The 11,550-nt window shown below is 64.1% G+C and carries 11 protein-coding genes; 5 read left to right on the top strand and 6 right to left on the bottom strand.

The features are described 5' to 3' along the window. A partial coding sequence (locus tag ASS64_RS14830) for a tRNA (guanosine(46)-N(7))-methyltransferase TrmB (RefSeq protein ID WP_067696158.1) occupies nucleotides 1-670 on the bottom strand: 670 nt, incomplete at its 3' end. A 19-nt stretch (nucleotides 671-689) separates the two neighbouring features. Then, on the bottom strand, nucleotides 690-1,454 hold the full coding sequence (locus ASS64_RS14825; RefSeq protein WP_067696156.1) for a sulfite exporter TauE/SafE family protein: 765 nt from the start codon (nucleotides 1,452-1,454) through the stop codon (nucleotides 690-692). Between the two features lie 130 nt (nucleotides 1,455-1,584). Between ASS64_RS14825 and ASS64_RS14820 the strand changes: the two genes are divergently transcribed. Beyond that, complete coding sequence (locus ASS64_RS14820; protein WP_067696153.1) at nucleotides 1,585-2,799, top strand: mechanosensitive ion channel family protein; 1,215 nt, start codon at nucleotides 1,585-1,587, stop codon at nucleotides 2,797-2,799. Nucleotides 2,800-2,859: 60 nt separating this feature from the next. Here ASS64_RS14820 and ctrA read toward each other — a convergent pair whose 3' ends face one another. From ctrA to lptB, 3 genes are all read right to left on the bottom strand, one after another. Beyond that, a complete protein-coding gene (gene ctrA, locus ASS64_RS14815) occupies nucleotides 2,860-3,555 on the bottom strand; it encodes a response regulator transcription factor CtrA (protein ID WP_067696150.1) in 696 nt (231 codons plus the stop codon). 143 nt (nucleotides 3,556-3,698) lie between these two features. Further along, entirely contained in the window at nucleotides 3,699-5,147 is a 1,449-nt protein-coding gene (gene rpoN, locus ASS64_RS14810; protein WP_067696147.1) for an RNA polymerase factor sigma-54, read from the bottom strand. A 26-nt stretch (nucleotides 5,148-5,173) separates the two neighbouring features. Continuing rightward, nucleotides 5,174-5,971 carry an LPS export ABC transporter ATP-binding protein gene (gene lptB / locus ASS64_RS14805; protein ID WP_369815378.1) on the bottom strand — a complete coding sequence of 266 codons (798 nt, stop codon included), beginning with the start codon at nucleotides 5,969-5,971 and terminating at the stop codon, nucleotides 5,174-5,176. A 206-nt stretch (nucleotides 5,972-6,177) separates the two neighbouring features. On the opposite strand from lptB, the gene ASS64_RS14800 reads away from it, so the two are divergent. The 3 genes from ASS64_RS14800 to ASS64_RS14790 all read left to right on the top strand — a co-directional run bounded on the left by ASS64_RS14800 (nucleotide 6,178) and on the right by ASS64_RS14790 (nucleotide 9,342). Then, the gene (locus ASS64_RS14800) at nucleotides 6,178-6,552 is read left to right on the top strand and encodes a hypothetical protein (protein WP_067696142.1); all 375 of its coding nucleotides are present in this window, start codon (nucleotides 6,178-6,180) and stop codon (nucleotides 6,550-6,552) included. 73 nt (nucleotides 6,553-6,625) lie between these two features. Then, a complete protein-coding gene (locus ASS64_RS14795; protein WP_067696139.1) occupies nucleotides 6,626-7,972 on the top strand; it encodes a TldD/PmbA family protein in 1,347 nt (448 codons plus the stop codon). Beyond that, nucleotides 7,969-9,342, top strand: a complete 1,374-nt coding sequence (locus ASS64_RS14790; protein WP_234002413.1) for a mechanosensitive ion channel family protein — start codon at nucleotides 7,969-7,971, stop codon at nucleotides 9,340-9,342. Before ASS64_RS14795 ends, ASS64_RS14790 begins: the two co-directional genes overlap by 4 nt. 3 nt (nucleotides 9,343-9,345) lie before the next feature. Here the strand turns inward: ASS64_RS14790 and ppa are convergent, their stop codons facing one another. Then, a complete protein-coding gene (gene ppa, locus ASS64_RS14785) occupies nucleotides 9,346-9,879 on the bottom strand; it encodes an inorganic diphosphatase (RefSeq protein ID WP_067696136.1) in 534 nt (177 codons plus the stop codon). Between the two features lie 109 nt (nucleotides 9,880-9,988). On the opposite strand from ppa, the gene hisS reads away from it, so the two are divergent. Beyond that, a complete protein-coding gene (gene hisS / locus ASS64_RS14780) occupies nucleotides 9,989-11,257 on the top strand; it encodes a histidine--tRNA ligase (RefSeq protein ID WP_083508404.1) in 1,269 nt (422 codons plus the stop codon). Nucleotides 11,258-11,550 lie beyond the last annotated feature (293 nt).

Raw genomic sequence — 11,550 nt, 5'->3', positions numbered from 1 at the left:
CGTGGCCGTAGACCGTGCGCGCCTTGTGTTCGTAGCGCGTTTCGGGCCAGCCAGAGGGGCGGTTCTGCCAGCTCTTCGGGCCATCGACGAGCCATTCGAATTCGTCGGTGAAGCGGCGCATCACCATCAAGGCGTGGCGCAGGTATACGGGATGATCGGTGCCGAAGCGGAATTCGCCGCCGGGCTTGAGCTTGTCGGCGAACATCTGAACCGGACCGTCGTTCATCATGCGGCGCTTGGCGTGTTTGTTTTTGGGCCACGGATCGGGGTGGAGGAGGTAGAGCATGGTCAAAGCGCCGTCGGGCACGCGACGCAGCACCTCCAGCGCATCGCCGTGATGGATGCGGACATTGGCCAGCGTGCGGTCGCGCACATGCGTCAGCGCCTGCGCTACGCCGTTGACGAAGGGTTCGGCGCCGATGAAGCCGTGATCGGGGAGCAGGTTGGCGCGCTCGGCCAGATGCTCGCCGCCGCCGAAACCGATTTCGAAATGCAAGGGCCGGTCGAAGCCGAACAGCGCCTCCGACGTTACCGGCCCATCGGCGGGCACAGAAATCTGCGGCAACAGCCTGTCGACGAGTTCCTGCTGCGCGGCGCGCAGCGGCTTGCCCTGGCTGCGGCCGTAGAGCCGGTTGAGCGTAGTCGGATCGCCTTCCTTGAATGCTGACATGCGGCGCGCCGTAGCGCCATCATCCCCATGCCGTCCAGATACCGTATGCGCTGGTAACGCTCAGCGCGATGCCGACGAGGATCAGCATCAGCTTGGGGCTGAAGTGCTTCGCCGCCAGTGCGCCGAAGGGCGCTGCGGCGATCCCGCCGACGATCAGGCCCAGTGTCGGTCCGGCGATGTGCGATACGCCCAGATGATAGGCGAAGCTGGCCGAGATGGAGAGCGTCAGGAAGAATTCGACCGAGTTGACCGTTCCCACGACCTTGCGCGGCTCGGCACCTTGGACGAGCAGGTTGGAAGTGACGACAGGCCCCCAGCCTCCGCCACCGGCCGAATCGAGGAAGCCTCCGATCAGGCCCAGCGGTGCGACATGCTTCGCCTCGCGCAGTTTGGGCGGATAGAGCAGGCCGCGGAAGAGCAGCCATACCCCGATGGCCGCAAGGTAGACGAGCACATAGGGCTTTATCGCGTCGCCATCGACAGCAGTGATCAGATAACTGCCGACCAGCCCCCCGATCACGCCGGGGATCAGCAGCCGGACAAACAGGCTCTTGTCGATATTGCCGCTCAGCAGATGGCTGATGCCCGAGGTCGCGGTTGTGAAGCACTCGACCAGGTGCACGCGTTGCGAGGCGAGGGCGGGGGGCACACCGAGCAGGCCGACCATCAGCGTGTTGGTGATGACGCCGAAGGCCATGCCCAGCGCGCCATCGACCATCTGAGCTGCAAAACCGATCAGGATGAAGGGGACGATCGGCCCCAGATCGAAACCGAACACCTCCATGAGCGGGGGTGGGCCTTTCGCTGTTGATACCGGCGGCATGTACTGCGATTCGCGCAGCCGGGCGAGATAGAAAATCTCTCCCCGATTGCGGGGTTGAAGCGCCCTTGGGCGAGCGGCTAGGCCGCCAGGCATGCAAAGACTTCTCGACGATTATTCCGACCTCGCGCTGTGGCTCCAGTCGTTGATCGCCTTGGCCGGGCTGGCGCTGCTGGCACTGGCGGTGAACTGGCTGATCAAGCGCGTGCTGCTCCGCGCCGCCGCGCCCTATCTCGACAAGCGCAGCGATACGGCGGACCGGGCGATGGCCTGGCTCGCCACCGTGATCCCGTTGCTGATCGTTTCGCGCGGTATTGCCCTGGTACCGAACCTTCCGCTCGAGATCGTAACGGTCACTGTCAACGTCGTGCGCGCGCTGATCGTGCTGTCGGTGGCAATGGCGATCAGCTGGGGGCTCAATTACGCGAACGAGCTCTATTCGCGCAGGCCCGAAGCGCGCAGCCGACCGATCAAGGGCTATGTCCAGGTCGTCAAGATCGTGGTCTTCTGCGGCGCGGCAATCCTGATGATCGCGGTGCTGATCGAACAGTCGCCGCTGCTGCTGCTTTCGGGGCTCGGCGCGATGGCGGCGGTGTTGTTGCTGGTATTCAAGGATACGATCCTCAGCCTCGTCGCCAGCGTGCAATTGACCAGCAACGACATGTTGCGGGTGGGCGACTGGATCGAAATGCCCAGCATGGACGCCGATGGCGACGTGGTCGATATCGCGCTGCACACGGTCAAGGTGCAGAATTTCGACAAGACGATCACCACCATCCCGACGCACAAGCTGATATCCGATGCCTATCGCAATTGGCGCGGCATGAGCGAAAGCGGTGGGCGGCGGATCAAACGTGCGCTGGTGATCGATCAGAACTCGGTCCGGTTCCTGGGCGATGAAGAAGTCGCCAAACTCAAGCGATTCCGCCTGCTCGACGATTACCTGGCGCGAAAGCAAGAGGAGATCGCCGAGTGGAACCGCCACGAGCTGTCCGGCGATTGCGACGCGATCAACGCCCGGCGCATCACCAATATCGGTACGCTGCGCGCCTATGTGATCGCCTATCTCAAGAGCCATCCGCGGATCGCAAGCAGGGGTTTCACCCTGTTGGTGCGCCAGCTCCCGCCGGGTCCGCAGGGCCTCCCGCTCGAAATCTATTGTTTCACCGACACGGTCGTGTGGAGCGAATACGAAGCGATCCAGGCCGACATATTCGACCATATGCTGGCGATCTTGCCGGAATTCGGCCTGCGGATCTTCCAGGAACCCAGCGGGCTCGATTTGGCGCAGCTGGGCGGGAGCCAATAGAAAAACGCCCGGCAGCCGAAGCGCCGGGCGTCTCTCGCTATCCCGTCCAGCAATGATGCGTCAGGCGGCTTCCGCCTCTTCGTTCGGGTCGCGCAGCACATAGCCGCGGCCCCACACGGTCTCGATGTAGTTTTCGCCGTCGCAAGCGTGGCTCAGCTTCTTGCGCAGCTTGCAGATGAAGACGTCGATGATCTTGAGTTCGGGTTCGTCCATTCCGCCATAGAGGTGGTTGAGGAACATTTCCTTGGTCAGCGTAGTGCCCTTGCGCAAGGACAGCAGCTCGAGCATCGCATATTCCTTGCCGGTAAGATGAACGCGCGCGCCATCGACCTCGACGGTCTTGGCATCGAGGTTCACGGCCAGCTTGCCGGTGCGGATGATCGACTGGCTGTGGCCTTTCGAACGGCGCACGACGGCGTGAATGCGGGCGACCAGTTCCTCGCGGTGGAAGGGCTTGGTGACGTAGTCGTCGGCGCCGAAGCCGAAGCTGCGGATCTTGCTGTCCATCTCGGCGATTCCCGAGAGGATCAGGACAGGGGTCTGGACTTTCGCGACGCGCAGCTTCTTGAGCACGTCGTAGCCATGCATGTCGGGCAGATTCAGGTCGAGCAGGATGATATCGTAATCGTACAGCTTGCCGAGGTCCAAGCCTTCCTCGCCGAGGTCGGTCGAATAGACGTTGAAACCTTCCGTCGTGAGCATGAGCTCGATGGCCTTGGCGGTTGTCGGCTCGTCTTCGATAAGCAGTACACGCATGGGAAGTCCCCTGTTTGGCCCCTAGTGTCTCGCGGTAACTCCTCGGAAAGAGGTGTTGCCATGTATTAACCACATCACATCTGAACGGAAAAGGTTAACGCGGGGTAAAAGGCGTTAACTTTTTTGATCGTGCCAGAAAAGACTCACAGGGCTTGAAGCTTCTTTTCGCGTCGACGCTGCGCGCTCGAACCGATCCCGATCGCCTCGCGATATTTGGCGACCGTGCGCCGGGCGAGGTCGAACCCTTCCTCGTTGAGCATGTCTGCAAGCTTCTGGTCGGACAGTACCTTCTTGGGATCCTCCGCATCGCACAGCGCCTTGATCCGCGCCTTGATCGCCTCGCTGCTGGCGCCCTCGCCATCGGCGGCGGCGACCCCGCTGGAGAAGAAATACTTCAGTTCGAAGGTGCCGCGCGGGCATGACAGGTATTTGTTGCTGGTCACACGGCTGACCGTGCTCTCGTGCATTTCGATCTGCTCGGCCACTTCGCGCAAGGTCAGCGGGCGCATCGCGGTAACCCCTTCGCGAAAGAAGCCTTCCTGTTTCTTTACGATTTCGGACGCCGTCTTGAGGATCGTCTTCTGCCGCTGGTCGAGCGCGCGGATCAGCCAGTCGGCTTCGCCCAGCTGTTCGTTGAGCCAGCTTTGCGAGGCCTTGTCGCGCGCGCCGCCTTTCAGTTCGAGATAATATTCGCGATTGACGACGAGGCGCGGGAGGCTCGCCTCGTTCAGCCGGATGTCCCAGCCTTCCGCGCTCGGCGTGATCAGCACGTCGGGCACGATCGCCGATTCCGCGCCGCCGCCGAAGGCCAGGCCCGGTTTGGGATCGTAGCCGCGCAATTCGGCGAGCATATCGGCGAAATCCTCGTCGTCGACTTCGCACATGCGTTTCAGCCGGGCGATGTCGCCTTTGACCACGAGATCCAGATTGTCGATCAGCCGCGCCATGCACGGATCGTAGCGATCGGCTTCCCTGGCCTGCAGCGCGAGACACTCGGCGAGGCTACGCGCCCCGACGCCGGTGGGATCGAGCGACTGGACAGTGGCAAGCGCCCGTTCGACTTCCGCCAGCGGGACGCCAAGCTCCTCGGCGATCACCCGCAGATCGGTCGGCAGGTAGCCAGCCTCGTCCAGCTCGCCGATGATCCGTACCGCGATCAGCGCCTCGCGCGCATCATGGGCGGCGGCACCGACCTGCTCGGTCAGGTGCTCGGCGAGCGTCGGCCCGCCCGCAGAGCGGTTTTCGAGGTCGGGAAGTTCGCCACCGCCCGCAGACCCGATATCTCCGCGGCTCCAATCGCCCATGTCGCCCGGCGCCGCTTCCGGATCGAGCGCGTGATCCGCGACGTCGAGCGCGTTTTCGCCGCCCATATCGGTCGCGCTGTCGGGTTCCTGCGGTTCGGGCGCCGTCTCGTCTCCCGCCTCGCGCCGGACCTCGCCCATTTCCAGCAGGGGATTGGATTCGAGCGCTTCGGAGACGAAGGTTTCGATTTCGAGATTGGACAGCGCCAGCAGCTTGATCGCCTGCTGGAGCTGCGGCGTCATCACCAGCGACTGGGTCTGGCGAAGGTCCAGCCTCGGACTAAGCGCCATTGATCAGCTCCGGTTGGGCCAGCACATCACAGCGTGAAGCTCTCGCCCAGATAGAGTCGGCGCACGTTTTCGTCCGCTACCAGCGCCTCGGGCGTGCCGGCGAACAGCACCTGGCCGCCATAGATGATGCAGGCGCGATCTACGATCTCCAGCGTTTCGCGCACATTGTGATCGGTGATCAGCACGCCGATGCCGCGCGTCTTGAGGTCCTTCACCAGATCGCGGATATCGCTGATCGACAGCGGATCTATCCCCGCGAAGGGCTCGTCGAGCAGCATGATCGACGGCTTGGCCGCGAGCGCGCGGGCAATCTCGCAGCGGCGCCGTTCACCGCCCGACAGCGCCATCGCCGGGCTGGCGCGCAGGCGCGCGAGGCCGAATTCGTCGAGCAGGCGTTCGAGCTCCTTCTCGCGGGTCTCCGCGTCGGGTTCGACCATTTCGAGCACGCAATCGATGTTTTGCTCGACCGTCATGCCGCGAAAGATGCTGGTTTCCTGCGGCAGATAGCCGAGCCCCAGGATCGCCCTGCGATACATCGGCAGATTGGTGACGTCGTCACCATCCATCAGGATGCGGCCCGCATCCGGGCGTACCAGCCCCATGATCGAATAGAAGCAGGTGGTCTTGCCCGCCCCGTTCGGGCCCAGCAGGCCCAGTACCTCGCCCTTGCCGACCGTCAGCGAAATATCGGTCAGCACCGCCCGTTTGTCGTAGCTCTTGGCGATCGAGATCACTTCGAGACCGCCCTGCGGAATGGGCGGGGCGGCGTCGTGCACCGCGGCATTGTCCGAGCTTAATCCGATATCGGCCATGGGGCGCGACATAGCATGCGAACCGATGGTGGGAACCCATCAGCGAGCCTTTTTCGACGAATTGGCAGGATTCGTGCATGGACGCCGGGGCCGAAAAGTATCGGGGAGCGCGCAGTGCCAAAGCGGGGCGTCCATGTCTCGAACGCGCAGGATTGCTTGCCAGTTGGCAGCATTTTTGAAACAATGCGATTCGGGTAGGGCATAAAGGGAGAGACGCAGTGAACAAGGCGCTCCACGAAAACGATTTCTCGGGCGAGCATGCCCCCGAACGCAAACGCGATTGGCGCAAGGCCATGAGCGACAATGTCGCGCTTGCGCTGCTCGTCTATACCGGCCTGCAAATTTTCGTGACCGTCCATGCCATGAAACAGGGCTCTTCCTCGATCCTACCCTATCTTGCCCTCGTGGTTCTGGTCGCCGGCATCATTCCCGCCTGCCGCTGGTTCGAGCGGCGCTGGGTCGGCCTCGGCGACGAAGAGGCCGCGGATGAGGCTCTCAAGCCCTCCTTCCGCCGCGACCAATTGCTGCTGTGGCTGCTGGCGATCGGCCTGCCATTCAGCCTGACCGCTTTCTTCAACATCATCTTCGGCTGACTTTCCCGGCGGTTGCCAGTATCGCGCCCCGCGCCTACCTCGCGCGAATGATGACACAGACCGGCATTCGCCCATGATCGACCACGACGCAGCCCTCGCGCGCTGCCAGGATCTGGTCGAGCTCGCCCGAAAGGCGGGCGCCGACGCGGCCGATGCGGTCGCACGGGCCTCTTCCTCGAAAAGCGTAAGCGTGAGGCTCGGCGCACTCGAAGAGGTCGAACGGTCCGAAAGCGAGGAAATCGGCCTGCGGGTCTTCGTCGGCCGGCGTTCCGCCTCGATCAACACCAGCGACTTCGCTCCCGAAGGCTTGAGAACGCTGGCGCAGCGTGCGGTCGAGATGGCCAGGCTGGCGCCGGAAGACCCCTATGGCGGACTTGCTCCCCAAGATGCCCTGTTCGCAGGCGAAGCCGCCGATCTCGACCTGACCGACGCGGCCGAGCCTTCGCCGGAAGATCTGCGCGAAGCAGCGCTCGCCACCGAAAGCGCGGCGCGGGCGATCGACGGGGTGACCAATTCGAACGGCGGCAGCGCATCGGGTTCGCGCTCGGTTTTCGCGCTGGTCACGACCAACGGCTTCGCGCGCGGCCACGCGGGCAGCTCGTTTACGCTTTCGGCCAGTGTCGTCGCGGGCGAGGGCGCGGACAAGCAGACCGACTATGCCTATCGCACGCAGCGCCACCGGAGCGATTTGCCCGACCCCGCCGAGATCGGGCGCGAGGCGGGCGAGCGCGCCGTACGCAAGGTCGGCCCCGGATCCATCCCGTCTTGCACGATGCCGGTGGTGTTCGACCCGCGGGTCGGTTCCGGTGTGCTCGGCCATTTGCTCGGTGCGATGGCGGCCCCCTCGATCGCACGCAAGGCGAGCTTTCTGATCGGGCGCGAAGGTGACCAGCTATTCGACAGTGGCGTGGACATTGTCGAGGACCCGCACCGCCTGCGCGGCCTGCGTTCGCGGAATTACGATGGCGAAGGCGTGGCAACACTCCCCCGCGCTCTGGTTGAGGCCGGGCATGTCACCGGCTGGCTGACCAATGTCGCCAGCGCCGCGCAGCTCGGTCTCGGGCTAACGGGCCATGCCAGCCGGGGTGGCGGCGGATCGCCCGGCGTCGCTGCAAGTAACGTCTATATGAAAGCCGGTTCGCAAAGCGTGGCCGACCTTATCGGCGATATCGAGGACGGCGTGTTTGTCACCGACCTGTTCGGCCAGGGCGTCAATCTCGTCACCGGCGATTACAGCCGCGGGGCGAGCGGTTTGCGCATCCGCAAGGGCGAGCTGGCCGAGCCGGTGGCCGAGATCACCATCGCCGGCAAGCTGCCGGACATGTTTCGCGCGCTCGTCCCGGCGAACGACCTGGAGCTGGTGCGCGGGATCGACGTGCCAACCTTCCGTATCGACGGCATGTCGGTGGCGGGGCAGTGAGACGCCTGCTCGCCATCCTCGCCCTCGCCTGGGCGATGCCGCTGGCCGCACAGCTCGAAGCGCCCGCCGAACCGGTCGAGACGCCCGCTCCGGTCCAGACGATCGCGGCGACGCAGGAAGCGGGCGCGGACGAACAGATTGCCGAGCGTATCGCCGGCATCTTTGCCGAACTGCCGGCCTTTGGGGGCGTGGAGGTCGCGGTGAGCGAGGGTGTGGTCTCGCTTTCGGGCACCGTCCCCAAGGCCGAGGATGTCGACAGGGCCGAGGCGATCGTGAACCGGGTTGCGGGCGTCGTAACGGTCGAGAACGGGCTCGAACGCGATCTGTCGGTGTCCGCCGACAGCGCCGGGATTTCGGTGCTCGGCGAGCGCTGGGAATCGCTGATCCGCGCCTTGCCGCTCATCGCCGCCGCGCTGGGCGTGTGGCTCGTCATCGCGCTTGCCGGCTATGCGATCGCCGGGTTCGGCCGGCTGTGGAACCGTGTTGCGCCCAATGGCTTTCTTGCCGAACTGATCGCCAGCGCGATTCGCTTCGGTTTCACCGTCCTCGGCCTGGTCATCGCGCTCGATATGGTCGGGGCGACCGCTCTGCTCGGCGCGGTTCTCGGCGGTGCGGGCGTCATCGGCATCGCGCTCGGTTTCGCCATGCGCGACACGATCGAGAACTACGTCGCCTCGCTGATGCTCAGCCTGCGCCAGCCCTTCCGCGCCAACGACCATGTGGTGATCGACGACCTCGAAGGCCGTGTCATCCGCCTGACCAGCCGCGCGACCGTGCTGATGACGCTCGACGGGAACCACCTGCGCATTCCCAACGGGCAGGTCTTCAAGGCGGTGATCCTCAACTACACGCGCAATCCGCAGCGGCGCTTCGATTTCGACCTCGGCGTGGATGCCGATGACGATCCCAATGCTGCTTCGAAGCTGGGGCGCGAAACTCTGCGCGATCTGCCGTTCGTGCTCGACGACCCGCCGCCCGAAGCGCGGATCGAGCAGGTTGGCGATTCGAATATCGTGCTCAAATTCCTCGGCTGGCTCGACCAGCGCGAGGCGGATTACTTCAAGGCCAGGACCCGCGCCATCGCGGCGGTGAAGACGGCGCTCGAGGACGCCGGATTTGCCTTGCCCGAGCCGATCTACCGCCTGCGTTTCGATCCGCGTTCGGCAACCATCCCGATGGCGCCTGCGGGCGAGGGGCAGCCGGCATCGCCCGCGCCTTCGCGCCCGGCGATTCCGGACATAACGGTTACCGAGGGGGACGAGGATGTCCGCCCGGCCGACGAGATCGGCGAGATGGTGGAGCAGGAGCGCCGCCGCGGCGGGGACGAGCAGGACAAGGACCTGCTCGACCGCTCGCGTCCGGTCGAATAGCGCTTACTTCCCGTCGTTGTAGCGCTCGATCGATTCGAGCACGATGCGCTTGGCTTCGGCGGCATCGCCCCAATTGCCGATGCGCACCCACTTTTCCTTTTCCAGATCCTTGTAGTGGGTGAAGAAGTGCTCGATCTGCTGGAAGATGATGCTCGGCAGGTCCTTGGTTTCGCCGACGTCCGAATAGTAGGGGAAGGTGGAATCGATCGGCACGCAGACGAGCTTTTCGTCGCCGCCGTGCTCGTCCTCGAGGTTTAGCACGCCGATCGGGCGGGCACGCACCACGCAGCCGGCGATGAAGGGCGAACGGGCGATGACCAGCGCGTCGAGCGGGTCGCCATCGGGCGAAAGCGTGTGCGGGACGAAGCCGTAATTGGCCGGGTAACGCATCGGCGTGTGCAGAATACGATCGACGAAGAGCGCACCGGAGTCCTTGTCGAACTCATATTTCACCGGCTCGCCGCCGGTCGGCACTTCGATGATGACGTTGAGGCTCTCGGGCGGATTGTCGCCGGTGGGAATCTTGTCGATGCGCATTGCGTGGTTCTCTCGTTGCGTTCGGCCCCTCTCCCCAGAAAGACTTCGCGCGGCCTCTAGCCCCCCGTGTATATTGCGGCAACAGCCTTCCTCGCCTAAGCGCGCGCCCATGGCAAAAACACCCCAAGCCATCCGTGGCACGCAGGATATTTTCGGCGCCGATGCCGAAGCTTTCGCATTCGTGGTCGAAACCTTCGAGCGCGTGCGCAGGCTCTATCGCTTTCGCCGTGTCGAAATGCCCGTGTTCGAGAAGACCGAAGTGTTCAGCCGCGCGATCGGAGAGACGACCGATGTCGTCAGCAAGGAAATGTACTCCTTCGACGACCGCGGCGGCGAAAGCCTGACGCTGCGTCCCGAATTCACCGCCGGGATTGCGCGGGCCTATCTTTCGAACGGCTGGCAACAGCATGCGCCCCTGAAGGTCGCGACGCATGGGCCGCTGTTCCGCTACGAGCGTCCGCAGAAGGGCCGCTATCGCCAGTTCCACCAGATCGATGCCGAAATCATCGGCGCGGGCGAGCCGCAGGCCGATGTCGAACTGCTCGCGATGGCCGACCAGTTGCTGAAGGAACTGGGCATCGAGGGCGTGACGCTGCATCTCAACACGCTGGGCGACGGCGGCAGCCGCGAAGCCTGGCGCGCGGCGCTGGTCGAGCATTTTCGTGCGGTGAAGGATGAGCTATCCGAGGATTCGCAGGAGCGGCTCGAGAAGAACCCGTTGCGCATTCTCGATTCCAAGGATCGCCGCGACCGGCGCTTCGTCGCCGACGCGCCGAAGATCGACGATTTCCTGTCGGACGAGGCGCGCGCCTTCTTCGACACGGTCACCGGCGGCCTCGATGCAGCAGGCGTAAAGTGGACCCGCGCCGAAAGTCTCGTGCGCGGCCTCGACTATTACCGTCACACCGCCTTCGAATTCATCCCCGCCGAGGGCAGCGAAGCCGCAGGCAAGCTTGGCAGCCAGAGCACCATCCTCGGCGGCGGGCGCTATGACGGCCTGATGGAAAGCCTCGGCGGTGCACCCACACCTGCGGTCGGCTGGGCCGCGGGAATCGAGCGGCTGGCGATGCTGTGCGAGGGGAAGGGCACGGAAAAGTTGGAAATCGCCATCGCTGCCGAGAATGTGGAGCGGGAAGGTGATGCTGCGGAAATGGTCTCCATCTTTCGGCGGCGCGGCTTCAATGCGGAACTCTTCGCTACGGGAAGCCCACGCAAGCGGTTCGACAAGGCTCGCAAGGCACAGCCCGCGATCCTGATTTCCTTCGACATCAGGGATGGGCAGCGCACACAGACGCTGACGGTCGCTGGCACGGGATATGGTCGGGAAGCGGATGCGAGTAAGATCTTCGCCGACCGGTGGACCGAAGTGAACCGATGAATTCCGTGGCCCCGGACTTGATCCGGGGCCGGTGCTTCGGCTGGCGCGCCGGAAGGAAAGCTCGATGCCGGATCAAGTCCGGGATGACGTAAGGGGAATGTTGGTCCTCACTCGGCGGCCGGGATAAGGGGAGAGAGCGAAAGGCTTTCCTACCCCCCGGTCAGGGGTTAAGGGGCGGGCGAATGCCGAACAACCGCCCCCGCCGGGGCTCTCCCACCCGGGTGTCACCCCGAGATATTCGTAGATTTATCATTGAGAAAGAAAGGGTTAGGCTAAAAATCGAAGTTGACACC

This window comes from Erythrobacter sp. AP23, assembly GCF_001542855.1.
GTDB lineage: Bacteria > Pseudomonadota > Alphaproteobacteria > Sphingomonadales > Sphingomonadaceae > Qipengyuania.
The sequence above is the reverse complement of the archived record's forward strand: the minus strand, read 5'-3'. Positions and strand labels throughout refer to the sequence as shown.

Bases quoted from the DNA above. Each gene is read 5' to 3' on its own strand.
- ctrA (WP_067696150.1), bottom strand. From the start codon at position 3,555: ATGCGTGTACTGCTTATCGAAGACGAGCCGACAACCGCCAAGGCCATC.
- lptB (WP_369815378.1), bottom strand. From the start codon at position 5,971: ATGTCGCGCCCCATGGCCGATATCGGATTAAGCTCGGACAATGCCGCG.
- rpoN (WP_067696147.1), bottom strand. From the start codon at position 5,147: ATGGCGCTTAGTCCGAGGCTGGACCTTCGCCAGACCCAGTCGCTGGTG.
- ASS64_RS14820 (WP_067696153.1), top strand. From the start codon at position 1,585: ATGCAAAGACTTCTCGACGATTATTCCGACCTCGCGCTGTGGCTCCAG.
- hisS (WP_083508404.1), top strand. From the start codon at position 9,989: ATGGCAAAAACACCCCAAGCCATCCGTGGCACGCAGGATATTTTCGGC.
- ppa (WP_067696136.1), bottom strand. From the start codon at position 9,879: ATGCGCATCGACAAGATTCCCACCGGCGACAATCCGCCCGAGAGCCTC.
- ASS64_RS14795 (WP_067696139.1), top strand. From the start codon at position 6,626: ATGATCGACCACGACGCAGCCCTCGCGCGCTGCCAGGATCTGGTCGAG.
- ASS64_RS14825 (WP_067696156.1), bottom strand. From the start codon at position 1,454: ATGGAGGTGTTCGGTTTCGATCTGGGGCCGATCGTCCCCTTCATCCTG.